This window comes from Sphingomonas longa (genome assembly GCF_016892685.1).
GTDB lineage: Bacteria > Pseudomonadota > Alphaproteobacteria > Sphingomonadales > Sphingomonadaceae > Sphingomonas > Sphingomonas longa.
The window spans coordinates 1-14,945 of sequence record NZ_JAFEMC010000001.1; the positions used below are offsets into that span (position 1 = coordinate 1).

At 67.7% G+C, this 14,945-nt stretch carries 16 protein-coding genes and 1 other RNA gene; 12 read left to right on the forward strand and 5 right to left on the reverse strand.

What is annotated here, in order from left to right; all coding sequences use genetic code 11:
• Nucleotides 1-460: 460 nt before the first annotated feature.
• The 3 genes from ILT43_RS00005 to ILT43_RS00015 all read left to right on the forward strand — a co-directional run bounded on the left by ILT43_RS00005 (nucleotide 461) and on the right by ILT43_RS00015 (nucleotide 2,752).
• Nucleotides 461-2,089, forward strand: a complete 1,629-nt coding sequence (locus tag ILT43_RS00005) for a DNA polymerase III subunit gamma/tau (RefSeq protein ID WP_204192927.1) — start codon at nucleotides 461-463, stop codon at nucleotides 2,087-2,089.
• Complete coding sequence (locus ILT43_RS00010) at nucleotides 2,086-2,409, forward strand: YbaB/EbfC family nucleoid-associated protein (RefSeq protein ID WP_055847587.1); 324 nt, start codon at nucleotides 2,086-2,088, stop codon at nucleotides 2,407-2,409. Before ILT43_RS00005 ends, ILT43_RS00010 begins: the two co-directional genes overlap by 4 nt.
• Nucleotides 2,410-2,506: 97 nt before the next feature.
• The gene (locus ILT43_RS00015) at nucleotides 2,507-2,752 is read left to right on the forward strand and encodes a hypothetical protein (protein ID WP_204192930.1); all 246 of its coding nucleotides are present in this window, start codon (nucleotides 2,507-2,509) and stop codon (nucleotides 2,750-2,752) included.
• Between the two features lie 40 nt (nucleotides 2,753-2,792).
• On the opposite strand, the gene ILT43_RS00020 is transcribed toward ILT43_RS00015, so the two are convergent.
• From ILT43_RS00020 to ILT43_RS00040, 5 genes are all read right to left on the reverse strand, one after another.
• On the reverse strand, nucleotides 2,793-3,392 hold the full coding sequence (locus ILT43_RS00020) for a PEPxxWA-CTERM sorting domain-containing protein (protein ID WP_204192933.1): 600 nt from the start codon (nucleotides 3,390-3,392) through the stop codon (nucleotides 2,793-2,795).
• A gap of 126 nt (nucleotides 3,393-3,518) precedes the next feature.
• Nucleotides 3,519-4,196: a monofunctional biosynthetic peptidoglycan transglycosylase gene (mtgA, locus tag ILT43_RS00025; protein WP_204192935.1), complete on the reverse strand. Its 678-nt coding sequence runs from the start codon at nucleotides 4,194-4,196 to the stop codon at nucleotides 3,519-3,521.
• A 25-nt stretch (nucleotides 4,197-4,221) separates the two neighbouring features.
• On the reverse strand, nucleotides 4,222-5,427 hold the full coding sequence (locus ILT43_RS00030; RefSeq protein ID WP_204192938.1) for an FAD-dependent oxidoreductase: 1,206 nt from the start codon (nucleotides 5,425-5,427) through the stop codon (nucleotides 4,222-4,224).
• A gap of 15 nt (nucleotides 5,428-5,442) precedes the next feature.
• The gene (gene rpoH / locus ILT43_RS00035; RefSeq protein ID WP_204192941.1) at nucleotides 5,443-6,345 is read right to left on the reverse strand and encodes an RNA polymerase sigma factor RpoH; all 903 of its coding nucleotides are present in this window, start codon (nucleotides 6,343-6,345) and stop codon (nucleotides 5,443-5,445) included.
• Nucleotides 6,346-6,404: 59 nt separating this feature from the next.
• A complete protein-coding gene (locus tag ILT43_RS00040) occupies nucleotides 6,405-7,352 on the reverse strand; it encodes an RluA family pseudouridine synthase (protein WP_204192944.1) in 948 nt (315 codons plus the stop codon).
• Between the two features lie 17 nt (nucleotides 7,353-7,369).
• Here ILT43_RS00040 and ILT43_RS00045 point away from each other — a divergent pair, with 17 nt between their 5' ends.
• From ILT43_RS00045 to rnpB, 9 genes are all read left to right on the forward strand, one after another.
• Nucleotides 7,370-7,804, forward strand: a complete 435-nt coding sequence (locus tag ILT43_RS00045) for a M67 family metallopeptidase (protein ID WP_204192947.1) — start codon at nucleotides 7,370-7,372, stop codon at nucleotides 7,802-7,804.
• A 10-nt stretch (nucleotides 7,805-7,814) separates the two neighbouring features.
• Nucleotides 7,815-8,459 carry a histidine phosphotransferase family protein gene (locus tag ILT43_RS00050; RefSeq protein WP_204192950.1) on the forward strand — a complete coding sequence of 215 codons (645 nt, stop codon included), beginning with the start codon at nucleotides 7,815-7,817 and terminating at the stop codon, nucleotides 8,457-8,459.
• A 98-nt stretch (nucleotides 8,460-8,557) separates the two neighbouring features.
• Nucleotides 8,558-10,909: a chemotaxis protein CheA gene (locus ILT43_RS00055; RefSeq protein ID WP_204192953.1), complete on the forward strand. Its 2,352-nt coding sequence runs from the start codon at nucleotides 8,558-8,560 to the stop codon at nucleotides 10,907-10,909.
• On the forward strand, nucleotides 10,906-11,328 hold the full coding sequence (locus ILT43_RS00060; RefSeq protein ID WP_204192955.1) for a chemotaxis protein CheW: 423 nt from the start codon (nucleotides 10,906-10,908) through the stop codon (nucleotides 11,326-11,328). Before ILT43_RS00055 ends, ILT43_RS00060 begins: the two co-directional genes overlap by 4 nt.
• 91 nt (nucleotides 11,329-11,419) lie before the next feature.
• The gene (locus ILT43_RS00065; protein WP_211534330.1) at nucleotides 11,420-11,785 is read left to right on the forward strand and encodes a response regulator; all 366 of its coding nucleotides are present in this window, start codon (nucleotides 11,420-11,422) and stop codon (nucleotides 11,783-11,785) included.
• Between the two features lie 19 nt (nucleotides 11,786-11,804).
• Complete coding sequence (locus ILT43_RS00070; RefSeq protein WP_204192960.1) at nucleotides 11,805-12,878, forward strand: chemotaxis protein CheB; 1,074 nt, start codon at nucleotides 11,805-11,807, stop codon at nucleotides 12,876-12,878.
• On the forward strand, nucleotides 12,875-13,750 hold the full coding sequence (locus ILT43_RS00075; protein ID WP_204192963.1) for a CheR family methyltransferase: 876 nt from the start codon (nucleotides 12,875-12,877) through the stop codon (nucleotides 13,748-13,750). The genes ILT43_RS00070 and ILT43_RS00075 overlap by 4 nt, the downstream gene beginning before the upstream one ends.
• Before the next feature lie 69 nt (nucleotides 13,751-13,819).
• Nucleotides 13,820-14,509: an N-acetylmuramoyl-L-alanine amidase gene (locus ILT43_RS00080; RefSeq protein WP_204192965.1), complete on the forward strand. Its 690-nt coding sequence runs from the start codon at nucleotides 13,820-13,822 to the stop codon at nucleotides 14,507-14,509.
• A gap of 13 nt (nucleotides 14,510-14,522) precedes the next feature.
• Nucleotides 14,523-14,912: RNase P RNA component class A (gene rnpB / locus ILT43_RS00085), an RNA gene on the forward strand.
• The last annotated feature ends 33 nt before the right edge of the window (nucleotides 14,913-14,945 follow it).

The following is a 14,945-nucleotide window of genomic DNA, read 5'->3' on the forward strand; positions in this document are numbered from 1 at the left end:
CGCCCCTTCTGCGCAGCAAGCGAGAGCACGTCCCGACGTGCCACGCGCGCAAGCACGGCCAGCGGTGCGCAGCACCGACCGACGGCGCGGCTTAGCCGCGACGCCTCTTCTGCGCAGCAAGCGAGAGCACGTCCCGACGTGCCACGCGCGCAAGCACGGCCAGCAGTGCGCAGCACCGTCTGACGGCGCGGCTTAGCCGCGACGCCCCTTCTGTTTTCCTGAACGTATTCTGGTAGCCGCGAAGCATCTCGCTCGCGGAGCCCCCCCCAGCTCCCCCCCCAGCCCAGGAGAGAAGTAGAGCACCAACCACAAACCTGTCCTACGCCCCCCACATCGTGCATACCGACACCGATGCCAGCCACAGCGCCGATCCCCGCAAACACCCCCCTGACGTCGGCCGTCCGCGCCCCTATGTGGAGACCGATGGAACGCCTCCACTTCCTCCACTTCGATGCCGCCCGTGGCTGATTCGTTCGACCTTGGCGAGCCGCCCCAGCCGGTGAAGGCGGAGGCGTACCGCGTCCTGGCGCGCAAGTACCGGCCGCAGACGTTCGCGGAGCTGATCGGCCAGGACGCGATGGTCACCACGCTGGGCAACGCCATCGCGCGCGACCGGCTGGCGCATGCGTTCCTGATGACCGGCGTTCGCGGGGTCGGCAAAACCTCGACCGCTCGCCTGATCGCGAAGGCGCTGAATTGCATCGGACCGGACGGGCAGGGCGGCCCGACGATCGACCCGTGCGGCGTCTGCGAACCGTGTCGCGCCATTGCCGAGGGCCGGCATATCGACGTGATCGAGATGGACGCCGCCAGCCACACCGGCGTCGACGACGTGCGCGAGATCATCGACGCGTCGCGCTATGCCGCCGTTTCCGCGCGCTTCAAGATCTACATCGTGGACGAGGTCCACATGCTCTCCAAGAACGCCTTCAACGCACTGTTGAAGACGCTGGAGGAGCCGCCCGCGCACGTGAAGTTCCTGTTCGCGACGACCGAGGTGAACAAGGTCCCGATCACCGTCCTGTCTCGCTGCCAGCGATTCGACCTGCGCCGCATCCCTGCCGATAAGCTCGCGAAGCATTTCGCGGAGGTCTGCGAGAAGGAAGGCGTCGCTGCCGAATCGGAGGCGCTGGCGCTGATCGCGCGCGCGGCGGAGGGTTCCGCGCGCGACGGCCTGTCGATCCTCGATCAAGCGATCGCGCATGCTGGGCTGGAGGGTGGTGGCGTCACCGCCGATGCCGTCCGCCAGATGCTCGGGCTGTCGGATCGCGGCGCGGTGCGCGACCTGTTCGCGATGCTGCTGGCGGGCGACTCGGCCGGTGCGCTCGGCTCGCTGCGTCGCCAGTACGATTACGGCGTCGATCCCGTCGCGGTGCTGCGCGCGCTGCTGGAAACGGTGCACGGCGTGACGCTGTCCAAGGTTGGCGGCACCGACGATCTCGCGCAGGCGGTGGAGGAACGCGCCGCGCGCACGGACTGGGCCGCGAACCTGTCTTTCCCGGCACTGCACAGGCTGTGGCAGTTGCTGCTCAAGGGCCATGACGAGGTCGCGCATGCGGCGCTGCCGATCGAGGCGGCGGAGATGGCGCTGCTGCGCGTCATCCACGCCTCCAGCCTGCCCGATCCGGGCGAACTCGCCCGCCGTCTGGCCGGAGCACCCGAGGCTGCCCCGACGCAGGCTCCTGCACCGGTGCCGGCCGCGCCGCCGCCACCGGCATCGTTGGTGCCCGCCGACTTCGCCGCGCTGGTCGACGCGCTGGACGGGGGCGGCCAACTCGCGCTGGCGGCGCGATTGCGGCACGGCGCGCGGCTGGTCCGCTATGCGCCGCCGGAGATCGTCTTCAGCGGCTCACGGCCGATCGCCACCGACACGCTGGCGGAACTCGCCGCCGCGCTGAAGTGTATGACGAAACAGGTGTGGAAGCTGTCGCTGGACGATGTCCCCGGCGAGCCCACGCTGAACGAGCGCCAGCTCGCGGCCGACGCGGCGGAGCGGCAGGCGATGCTCGACACCCCGCTCGTCCGCGCCGCGCTGGCCGCGTTTCCGGGCGCCGAACTCGAATGGCCCAACCAACGGAGCACCGCATGAAGAACATCGACGAAATCCTGGCGATGGCCGCCAACGTCCAGCAGGAACTCGAAAAGGCGCAGGCGAACCTCGATACCATCGAGGTCGAGGGTGCGTCGGGTGGCGGTCTGGTCAAGGTCAAGGCATCGGCCAAGGGCCGGATCATCGGCATCGCCATCGACGATTCGCTGATGCAGCCGTCCGAGAAGGGCATGCTGGAGGATCTGCTCGCCGCTGCGTTCAACGACGCGCGGGCAAAGGCCGATGCGGTTTCCGGCACCGAAATGTCGAAGATGACCAGCGGTTTGCCCCTGCCGCCGGGTTTCAAGCTGCCGTTCTGATCCCGCGTTCCGACCCAAAACGGGGCGGTCGTTACGCTACGGGAACAGCCTGTGCGGGTGCGGCGTTGGAGGCCGCACCAGTAACAGGGAGAGTATCATGGCAGACGAACGCATTGTGAGCAGCGACGCGGCACCTCACACGACCGTCATCGAACGGCGCGGCGGCGGTGGCACCGCGATGATCGCGGTCGTGTTGCTGATCGCCGTCCTGATCGGCGGTTTCTATCTGTTCAGCCGCCAGGGCGCGCAGAACAGCAAGGACGCCGCAATCACCTCTGCGGCGAAGAGCGTCGGCGGCGCGGCCGACAAGGTCGGCGACGCGGTCGGGTCGGGCAAGGAATAAGGAGAAGAGGGAGCGGCCGACGCCGCTCCCTCCGAACCCGTCAGGCGAAGGCGATCTTCGCCGACCGACGACGCAGCGCTCCGCCGGCGAGGCCGACACCGGCGATCATCATTGCCCAGCTGGCCGGCTCCGGCACGCCCGGCGTCGGCGTGAACGTCGTGATGACGAACTGCGAACCGTCCGTGCCCAGCGCCTGGAAAACGCCCAGGCCACGCAGGCCGTTGCTGAAGTCGGCATAACCGGTCGACCCGATCAGCTCGTTGCCGAACACTGTCGCCTGGCTCGGGCTGTCGACATCGATATCCCACACGAACGACTCACCGACGGCAAAATTCGAGAAGGTGAACGCCAGGCTGGTCGCGCCGTCGGCGAACGACGACGGCCCGGTATAGCCCGTCGTCGCGGCACTGCCGCCAGCCGGGTTGAACGCCACCGAATTGTCGAAGCCGAAGCCGCCATTGACCGTGTCGAAGCCGAACGGCGAGATCAGGCTGATGCCGAAACCCACGACGGTTTCGCCGCCGGTCGAGGTGTTGCTGATCGTGAACGGCTGCGAGAACGTGTCGCCGACGATCTGGAACGTCAGACCGCCATCCGCAGCGGCCGGCGATGCCGCAGCGACGGCGGCAAAAAACAACATAGATGAAAGTGTCGTACGCATGATGATTTCCCCTGTTCGAGTCGCAAAGCAACTCGCAAGGACCGGTACTCCTCAATTGCGACATAACGAAGTACTATTTCGTTGCGGATGCAGACCTCATCGAGTCTAGGGGCGAAGGCAAGAGTCCATGCCATTGCGCCGCACCACACCGATATAGCGGCTCAAAACATTTCCGTGCCGCCGCACGAATCCTCTCGGAGAAATCGCGGCACGCTTCTTCGGCAGCGGTAATACCGCAGCAATTCTCGCTGCTTCTGTCGGTGACAGTTTTGTGGCGTCGTGCCCGAAATACCGGATCGCCCCGGCATTCGCGCCATAGGTTCCGATGCCGGTTTCGGCGATGTTCAGATACACTTCCATGATCCGCCGCTTGCCCCACAGCGTTTCGATCAGCACGGTGAAATAGGCCTCCAGCGCCTTGCGGATATAACCGCCGCCCTGAAACAGGAACGCATTCTTGGCGGTCTGCTGGCTGATCGTCGAACCGCCGCGGATGCGTCCGCCCTGTGCGTTGCGCCATGCCGCATTGGCGATCGCGCCGAAGTCGAAGCCGTGATGCGCGCAGAAGCCGGAATCCTCGCCCGCAATCGCCGCCCGCGCCATGTCGGGGTCCATCTCCGACAGCGCCATCCAGTCCTTCGTGACGCTGCGCCCGCCAACGACATCGCCCAGCATCGTGAAGGTGAAGGGCGGCGGCACGAACCGGTACACGCCGACCCAAAGGACGGACACCGCGACGAAGATCAGTGTGGCCTTCAGCAGCCAGCGCAGGACGATAAACATCGCCGCTCCTTAGGATGCGGCGCTGCTATCCGCCAACTATGGCGTCTGCCGCGGCGATACCGGTCGCATAGGCACCGTGCGCGGTGGAGAAGTCGGCCGTCGAACATGCTTCGCCCGCGAAGAAGATGCGATCCTCGACGAATTCGGCCAACACCGCCCGCTCGCCGGCCCGCCCGACGCGGGCATGGCTGTAGCTGCCGCCGATCCACGCCTCCCGCCGCCAGCGCGTTGCGGCGAGCGGCGTCAAGCGCCTTCGCCAGCCGCTGCCGAGCAAAGCGACCAGTTCGTCCACCGCGAACGCCGTCGCGGCCTGCTCGTCCTCCAGCGCCTCCGCACAGGGGCCGCCGAAGAAGCTCTCGATCACCGGCCAGCCGAACGGCGACAGCCGGTGGCTCGCTGTGCAGGCGCGGTGCGGATTGCCGATCAGGTGCGCATTCGCCGGCCATTCCGGGCCGTCCACCGCCAGGATGACCTTGTCCGCCAGTCCCAGCGGCAGCGCAGCGGCGGCGTGATGCTTCGCGGGTAGGGGAGGGTCGAACACCAGCCGTTCCTCGGCCAGTACCGTCGTCGGAACGCAGACGACGACGCGGTCCGCCTCGATCGTCCCGTCGGGCGTTTCCAGCTTCAGAACGCGCCCGCGTCGGTCGATCCGCGTGACCGGGGTATTCAGCCGCACGGGCACGGCACCCGCATGATCGACGATCAGCGTCCCATACCCCTCGCGCACGGTCCAGTTGTCGTCGGTGGCGGCGTCTTCATACGCCGCCCAGTCGTGCAACGACACGTCCTTCAGCGCCGCGCCATTGGCATAGCCGGAGATCGCGTCGATCATCGTTCGGGCAGGATCGTCGGCAGCGATAAAGTCCGATAGCGGCCTGTCGGGGCCTCCCAGCGCCGTATGCGCGGCGGCCTCCCAACGCTGCCACGCCTCGCCGAACGCTCGCTGCTCGTCCGGCGGATAGCCGAGGTCGCGCCACTGCACGCCCCAGTTCGGTGAAGACCGGTCTACTGTGAAACCGGCCGCGTCGGCGATGCCCGTCCACGGATTGCGCGTCGCCGAATGCAGCCAGCCACACCCAAGGTCCAGGGTCATTCCACCGAAGCGCGCACTTCGGGCCCGTCCGCCGAGCTGCGCCCGCGCCTCGACGATCAGGACGTCCCCACCGGCATCGTGTAGCCGCCGCGCCGCGCCGATGCCCGCGGCACCGCCCCCGACGACGACAATCCGCACGTCGGGGGCCGCCCTTCAGGCCGCGAGCAGCCGCTTCTCGCCAGCGATCCGCATCATCGCTTTCTGGAGCTTCTCGAACGCGCGCACCTCGATCTGCCGCACGCGCTCGCGGCTGACGCCATAGACCTGTGACAGCTCTTCCAGCGTCTTCGGGTCGTCAGTCAGGCGACGCTCGGTCAGGATATGCTTCTCACGGTCGTTCAGATCGTCCATCGCCGATACCAGCATGTCATGGCGGACATCCGCCTCCTGCTGGTCGGCGACGACCTTGTCCTGCAACGGCGCGTCGTCCTGCAGCCAGTCCTGCCACTGACCCTCGCCATCCTCGCGCATCGGCACGTTGAGCGACGTGTCGCCGCCCATCGCCATGCGCCGGTTCATGCTGACCACGTCGCTTTCGGCCACGCCGAGATCGGTCGCGATCTTCGTGACGTCCTCCGGCTTCAGATCGCCGTCCTCGAACGCGTCGAGTTTGGACTTCATCCGGCGCAGGTTGAAGAACAGCTTCTTCTGCGCCGCGGTGGTGCCCATCTTCACCAGGCTCCACGACCGCAGGATATATTCCTGGATCGAGGCGCGGATCCACCACATCGCATAGGTGGCGAGGCGGAAGCCGCGATCGGGCTCGAACTTCTTCACGCCCTGCATCAGGCCGATATTGCCCTCGGAGATCAGCTCCGACGTGGGCAAGCCATAGCCGCGATAACCCATGGCGATCTTCGCCACGAGGCGCAGATGGCTGGTCACGAGCTGCGCCGCCGCCTCCGTGTCGCCATGCTCCTGAAACCGTTTGGCGAGCATATACTCCTGCTCCGGCTGGAGCAGCGGAAACTTGCGAATCTCGGCGAGATAGCGGTTGAGGCTCTGCTCCCCGCCCAGAGCAGGAATCGTCGCCGGGACGTTGCTGCCTTTTGCCATGATTGCATTCCCTTTCGTCGAAGGACGTGTCCGCCGCATCGCAGCGCGAAACGTCTGGTCTATACGTGGAGCTGGGTGAACAGTTCCTGCATATCGGGCGGCATGGCGCTGTCGAACGCCAGTCGTGAACGGCTGATCGGATGGATGAACCCCAGGTGCGCGGCGTGCAAGGCCTGCCGCCGGAACCCCAGCGTTTCCAGCAAGGTCCGGATCGTGCCCTTGGCCTTGCCGTACACCGGGTCGCCGAGCAGTGCGTGGCCGATCGACGCCATGTGCACGCGAACCTGATGCGTCCGCCCGGTTTCCAGCCGACATTCGACCAGCGCCGCGCCGCTCAGTGGCTCCATCGTCGTGTAATGCGTCACCGCCCGCTTGCCGTTCGCGACGATCGCGATCTTCTTGCGGTTCTGCGGACTTCGCGCGAGCGGGGCATCCACGGTTCCCGCCGCAGGGCGTGGGATACCACCGGTGATCGCACGGTAGCGACGATCGATGCTGTGGTCGGCGAACTGCTTCGCCAGCCCCTCGTGCGCGCGGTCGGTCTTGGCCGCGATCATCAGGCCGGACGTATCCTTGTCGATCCGGTGAACGATGCCTGGCCGCGCCACGCCGCCGATTCCCGACAGCGATCCGTGACAATGATGCAGCAGCGCGTTGACCAGCGTGCCGTCGAGGTTGCCGGCCGCCGGATGCACGACCAATCCCGCCGGCTTGTTGACGACGATCAGATGCTCGTCCTCATACGCGACGACGAGCGGAATATCCTGCGCTTCGTTATGCGCCGGTGTCGGGTCGGGGACCGCCACCGCGAACAGCGCCCCCGCGCTCGCCCGTTTCGCCGGATCGCGCGCCAGCAGCCCTTCGTGGGACACCGATCCACCCGCGATCAGCACCTTCAGCCGCTCCCGCGACAGCGTCGGCACCGCGTCGGCCAGCGCGCGATCCAGCCGCCAACCATCCGCCGCCGGTGCGATCCTCGCTTCGATGATGGAAACCCCCCGGTTCATGTCGTAGCGAGATATGAATGGAGGTCCGGATTTCAAGCGAATTACTCGATCGAATCGTCATCGAAACGATCGAATCGCCCCATCGCGAGGTGTGCGGCCTGCTGCTGGGCGAGGGCGACCACATCGACGCCGTGCAGTCCTGCCGTAATGTCGCCGCCGATCCGGCAACCCGGTTCGAGATCGATCCCGCGCAACTGCTCGCCGCGCATCGTGCGGCGCGGGCGGGGGGGCCTGCGATCGTCGGCCACTATCACTCGCACCCGACCGGCGTCGCGGCACCGTCGCGACAGGATGCGCGCGATGCCGCCCCCGACGGATCATTGTGGCTGATCGCCGCGGGCAGCACCGTCACCGCATGGCGCGCCGGCGTCGATGGAGAGGTTCACCACCGTTTCACGCCTGTCGTCTTGCGCGTCGCGACGCGGGGCGGCATCAGGGCCCACGGTAATTAGGGAAGACAGCATGACCATCAGCCCGGTCGATTTCGCGAGCCTGCTCTGTTCGCGCCTGTGCCACGACCTGCTGTCGCCGGTCGGCGCGCTCAACAACGGGCTGGAGCTGCTCGCGGACGAAACCGATCCCGCGATGCGAGAGCGTTGTATGGAGCTGCTGGCGGAGAGCGCACGGACATCGGCCAACAAGCTCAAGTTCTTCCGGCTGGCGTTCGGCGCAGCCGGCGGCTTCGGCGATGCCGTCGACCCGCGCGAGGCCAAGAACGCGATCGAGGGACTGCTGAGCGATGCCAAGCGCACCACGCTCGGCTGGATGGTCGAACTCGACACGATGCCGAAGCCGGCGGTGAAGGTCCTGCTCAACCTCGCGCTGATCGCCAACGAAGCGCTGGTCCGCGGCGGCACGCTGGATGTGGGCGCGGAGGAGAATGCCGGCCAGCTTGAGATCGTCGTGAAGATCGAGGGACCGCGAATCATCCTCGACCCCGAACTGCGCCGGATGCTGACCAACGGGCTCGGCGAGGAGCCGGTCGCGGCCCGCACCGCCGCCGCTTTCCTGGTCAACACGCTCGCCCACGAATCGGGCGGGGCGGTGCTGGTGTCGGAGCCGGCGGAGAATGTCATGATCTTCGGCGCGGCGATGCGGGCGCGCTGACAACGAATTCCGGAGCTCCTCCAGCGCACTAGCGCCGGGTAAAGTCCGTATTAACGCATTTCGGGCACACCGGGGGTCGAGCAAACCCCGGGAGCCTCATGGACGACCTGCTGCAAGAATTCATCGCCGAGACGCGCGAGACGCTGGAAGCGCTCTCGGGCGAGATCGTGCTGTGGGAAGCGCAGCCGGCGGATCGCGCGCGACTGGATGCGATCTTTCGCTTCGTCCACACCGTGAAGGGCAGTTGCGGCTTCCTCGACCTGCCGCGCCTCGGCCGGCTCGCCCACTCGGCGGAGGATGTGCTGGCCGCCGTTCGTGACGGCAAGCGCACGCCCGACACCGCGCTCGTCAACGCCGTCCTCGCGATCGTCGACCGGATCGGCGAGCTGACGGAGGCGATCGCGGCGGGCGTTCCGCTCGACGACACCACCGAAGACCTGCTGATCGCCGCGCTGGCGGAGGACGCCGCGCCCCGCAAGCCTGCCACGCCCCCCGCGCCTCAGGGGCAAACGATCGCCGGCACGCCGCAGTCCCGGATCGCGAATCGCAGCGTGCGGCTGGGCGTCGAGCTGCTCGACCGGATGATGGCGGGCATGTCCGAAATGGTGCTGGCCCGCAACGAATTGGCCCGCCGCCTGCGCGACGCCGCGCCCGATCCCCGTGTCGAAGGAGCGCTGGAACGACTGTCGCTGACCGTCGCGGAGATGCGCGACACGATCACCCGGACGCGCATGCAACGGATCGAGGCGCTGTTCTCCGCCATCCCGCGCATGGTCCGCGATACCGCCGCGCCACTGGGTAAGCAGGTGACGCTCGCGATCGAGGGCTCGGACGTCGAACTCGATCGCGAGATGATCGAGTTGCTGCGCGATCCGCTCGTCCACATCATCCGCAACTCTGTCGATCACGGCATCGAACTGCCGTCGGAACGTCGACTAGCGGGGAAGAAGGAGAATGGGCGGCTCGTCGTCTCCGCGCGCCAGTCGGGCAACCGCATCCTGATCGAAATCGCCGACGACGGCCGCGGCATCGACGTGGCCCGCGTCGTCGCCAAGGCGGTGAAGAGCGGCCTGTACACCGAGAACGACGTCGCGCGCATGGACGAGGTTCAGCGGCTGGAGTTGATCTACTGTCCCGGCCTGTCGAGCCGCGACACCGTCACCGCGACATCGGGTCGCGGCGTCGGCATGGATGTGGTCCGCGCCAATATCGAACAGATCGGCGGGCGGATCGCGCTGCGCAACACCCCCGGTCGCGGGCTGATCATCACGCTTCAGGTGCCGCTGACGCTCACGATCATCCCGACGATCGTCGTCGCGGTCGGGGCGCAGCGGTTCGCGCTGCCGCGACAGTCGGTGGAGGAGATCGTGTCGCTGAACGGGGGTGCGGTCCGCATCGATCCGCTCGGCGACGCGCGCGTCGCGACCGTCCGCGGCCAGCGCCTGCCGCTCGTCGCGCTGGGCGATCTGCTCGACATCCCGACCGAGGACCCCCGCGTCCTCGTCATCATGGCGACCCGCGAGGGCAATTTCGCGATGGCGATCGACGCCGTGCTCGACACCGAGGAACTGGTGGTAAAGCCGGCCGCGCCTGCGGTGATGGCCAGCGGCCTCTATGCCGGCCAGACGCTGCCCGACAGCGGCCTGCCGCTGTTGCTGCTCGACAGTGGCGGGATCGCCGCCGTCGCCGGCCTGCGGTTCGCACCGACGATGAACGACGCCGCGGACGCGGTGCACGCGGTCGAGGAAGCGGGTATCACCGCCCTGCTGTTCGACGATCTCGACGGCGCCCGCCGGGCGATCGCGCTCGGCGTGGTCGATCGCGTCGAAACCGCGCCCTTCGCGCTGATCCGCACCACCGGTGGCCGTCGCCATCTGACGGTCGAGGGCGGTGTCATCCCGCTGATCGCGGTCGCGGAGCCGACCGGAGGGGAGGGGGTCGCGGTGCTGCGGTTGACCGATGGGTTCGCCGAAATCGGCTATGCCATTGCCGAACCGCACGAAATCGTCACGCTGCCCGCTGCGATCGCACCAGCGCGCGATCGGCCCGGCATCGTCGGCGTTGCTGTGATCGACGGCGAGCAGATCGAGTTGATCGACCCGCATGCTCTGTTCGCGGGCGAGGCCCCGGTTTCGACGGAACGCCCGCTCTGCCTGCTGCGCTGCGACGGCAGCGGCTGGATGGACACGTTCCTGCGGCCGGTGCTGGAGGCGTCGGGCTACCGCTGCGCCTTATGGTCGGACGGCAACCCGAATCAGCCCGGCGCGATCACGCTGACGATGGACGATTGTCCTGCGGACGTGCCGCTCGACGCAGTACTGACTCTCCGTCGTCAAGTCGCCGCGACACCGGGCAGCACGAGCATCTACCGCTATGACCGGACCGCGCTGATCGCGGCGTTGGAATCGCGCCTGACCCGTGCGGGTGGCAGCAAGAGGAATGCGGCATGAGCGAGTTGTTCCTGATCGCGCACGTCGCCGGTCGCGCCATCGCGATCGACGCCGACCAGGTCGCCTCCGTCGTCGACATCGGCCAGGTGGTGTCGGTGCCCCGCGCGTCCGGCGTCGTGCGCGGCCTCGCCGCCCTGCGCAGCCGGGTCGTCACCGTCATCGATACCCAGGCCGCGCTCGGCCACGGAGCGGCGGGTACGCCCGGTCGTGCCGTGATCGCCTGCTTCGACGGGCATTTCTACGCGTTCCTCGTCGATGCGCTGGAGGATGTCGCGCCGTTCGAGCGTACGCACCTGTCGTCGGGCATGGCGCTCGATCACGGCTGGGGCAGCTGTGCGGCCGGGGTGATCGAGCGCGACGGCGAGCCGCTGCTGATCGTCGACCTCGTCCGCCTCGTGCCGATGCCGATCGCTGCCTGAACGTCCCTAACACCGTCCTCACGCGCGATTAATCCAGCGCTTACGCTTTGCTGTCATACCGTCATTCGAGTTTGCGGAAGGCCTATCTCCCATGAAAACCTGTCTAGTTGTCGACGATTCGAAGGTGATCCGAAAGGTCGCCCGTCATATTCTCGAGACGCTCGATTTTCAGGTCAGCGAAGCGTGCGATGGTCGCGAGGCGCTCGACGCCTGCAACGCGTCGCCGCCCGACGTGATCCTGCTCGACTGGAACATGCCCGTGATGAGCGGCATGGATTTCCTGCGTGCGCTGCGCGAGTCGAACGTGCCGACACGGCCCAAGGTCGTGTTCTGCACCACCGAGAACGGCATGGCGTACATCCGCGCTGCGATCGAGGCCGGTGCCGACGAATACGTCATGAAGCCGTTCGATCGCGACACGATCGAAAGCAAGCTGCAGATCGTCGGCCTCGCCTGATTCCTGCGGCGCGCGCGTCATGGCCTCCGTCCTCCCCCACGTCGTCGACGACACCCGGCGAGTCCTGATCGTCGACGATTCGGTCGTCGCGCGGGCGGTGATCGGCGGCTTGATCGCCTCCGGCCCGCGGTTCGCGGTGGCGGGAGCGGTGGGAACGGTCGCGGCGGCGCTTGCCTTCCTGGCCGATCAGTCGGTCGACGTCATCCTGCTCGATATTCAGCTTCCGGGCGTCGACGGACTGACGGCGCTTCCCGACCTGCTCGCCGCCTCCGACGGCGCGAAGATCGTCGTGGTGTCGTCCTCGGCGGGGGACGGGGCGGCCGACACGATCCGGGCGCTGGCGCTCGGTGCGGCCGACACGCTGGAAAAGCCCACCACCAGCGGCATGTCCGCCCGATTCGGTGCGGCGCTGAACGAGCGGCTGGAGCGGCTGTTCGATACGCCGGCTCCGCGTCTGCCGCTCCCGTGGCCGACCCCGTCACCGGCGATACCCGCCGCGCGGCCCGGCGTCGGCGACGACTTCGACCTCGTCGCGATCGGTGCCTCCACCGGCGGTATCCATGCGCTCGGCCAGTTGCTGAAGGCGCTGCCCGCCAGCTTGCAGCTACCGATCCTCGTCACGCAGCATCTGCCGGCATCGTTCATGCCCTATTTCGCCGCGCAGCTCGCCGTGCTGGCCGACCGACCCTGCGACGTCGCGACGGAGCGGCTCCGTATCCGGCCTGGCCGGATCGTCGTCGCGCCCGGCGACGGCCATATGCGCTGCGTCGCGCTGGGCGAGGGGCAGGCGGCGGTTCGCCTGTCGACGGAACCCGCCGTCAGCCATTGCATGCCGTCCGTCGACCCGATGCTGGCGTCGCTGGCGGACATCTACGGCCCGCGCCTGCTCGCGGTCGTGCTGAGCGGCATGGGCCGCGACGGTGCGGAGGGCGCACGCCGGGTCCGCGATGCGGGCGGGTGCGTCGTCGTGCAGGATCAAGCCACGTCGGTCGTGTGGGGCATGCCCGGCGCGGTCGCGGCGCAGGGCATCGCCCACGCCATCCTTCCCCCCGACGAGATCGGCAAGCTGATCGGTACGAGGCGTCGCGTATGATCGAATCCCACCTCGCTATCGCCAATCCGGCGGTACACCCCGGCGCCAGCGGGGCCGGCGCCAGTGCCGGCACGCTGACCGTGCTCGCCCGCCTGCTGGAGGCCCGCACCGGCCAGCAGATTGCCAGTTCGCGCGCCTGGCGCCTCGACGTGGCGCTCAAGCCGCTGTTGCGCGACCGCGAGATCGATACGCTCGATCAGCTCGTCGACACGTTGCTCGACGGCAGCGATCACGGGCTCGGCGACCGCATCATCGATGCGCTCGTCAACGGAGAAAGCTCGTTCTTCCGCGATCAGCCGGTGTTCGACACCATCGCACAGGCCTTGACCGCCATCGCCCCGGATCACCGCGGCCGTGTCTGGAGCGCAGGATGCGCGACCGGGCAGGAGCCGCTATCGCTGGCGATGATGTTCGCCGAGGCTGCGGGTGAAGGATCGCCGCCCGAACTCGTTGCGACTGACGTGTCGGAGGCGGCGCTCGCCCGCGCCCGGAGCGGTCGCTACAATCAGTTCGAGATCCAGCGCGGCCTGCCGGTGCGCCGCATGATGCGCTGGTTCGACAGCGACGGAACGGACTGGACCGCCAAGCCCGAGCTGACCCGGCTGATCCAGTATCGCCAGTCCAACCTCGTGACCGATCCCGCTCCCGGCGGCCGGTTCGACATCATCCTGTGCCGCAATGTCCTGTTCTACCTCGCGGCCGGTGCGAAGGCGAAGGTGTTCGCCAGCCTCGCGGCGGCACTGCGGCCGGGTGGGCTGCTGGTCCTCGGCGCGGGCGAGACGGTGATCGGCCAGACCGACCTGTTCATGCCCAGCACGCGCTATCGCGGTTTCTACGAACACACGGATACGAAGCGCCGCATCAAGGGCTGATCCGTCCGGAGGCTTGCCCGCGATCCCGCTTTGCGCCAACGCTGCTCCCCGATCCGCGGAGCGCAGCCTTTGAACATCATCGACACGCCGTCGCCCAATTTCGACGACCGCACGGCGCCGATCTCGATGCTGGTGCTGCACTATACGGGCATGCAGACCGCCGAGGCCGCGATCGACCGGCTGCGCGACCCGGCCGCCAAGGTATCCTGCCACTATCTCGTCGCCGAGGACGGGACGATCCTGCGCATGGTCGGCGAGGAGTGCCGCGCCTGGCATGCCGGCCGCTCGCACTGGCGCGAGATCGATGATTGCAACGACGCCAGCATCGGCATCGAGATCGTCAATCCCGGCCACGACTGGGGCTATCGGCCTTTCCCGAACGAGCAGATAGATGCGTTGATCCCGCTCGTCGCGGACATCGTCAAACGGCACAAGATCACGCGCGGCAACGTCGTCGGGCATTCCGACATTGCACCCGCCCGAAAACGCGATCCGGGCGAGCTGTTCCCGTGGCACAGCCTCGCGCGGCTACGCCTGGCGCTACCGCGCCCGACGAAGAACCTGCTCGACCCGCAATGGACGGAGGCCGGCTTCTGCCTCGCGCTCGAACGCTTCGGCTACGACGTGTCGGACCGGATGGCGGCGATCATGGCCTTCCAGCGCCGTTTCCGCCCGGAACTGGTCGATGGCGAGATCGACGCGGAATGCCGCATGATCCTGCTCGCATTGCTGCTTCCCAAACCGCAGGGCGACGAGTAGGGCCGCGCCAGCGCCAGAGGGTCGGGCGGCCGCGGCTTCTCCTTTATGGGGGAAGGCGAGGAAAGTCCGGGCTCCATGGAACGACGGTGCCGGGTAACGCCCGGCGGGGGCGACCCCAGGGACAGTGCCACAGAGAGCAGACCGCCTAATCCTTTCGGGGACGAAGCCTTCGGGCGGGCAAGGGTGAAAGGGTGCGGCAAGAGCGCACCGCGCGACCGGTAACGGAAGCGGCATGGTAAACCCCACCGGGAGCAAGATCGAATAGGGACGGCATATGGGCCTCGTTCCGGCTCGTCGTCCGGGTTGATTGCTGGAGGCGGCGCGCAAGCGTCGTCGTAGAGGAATGGTCGCCTATCCCGCTCGCGCGGGTGGACAGAACCCGGCTTACAGACCCTCTGGCGCGATCCCTCCGCACGCGGCATGACCCCGTTCGACG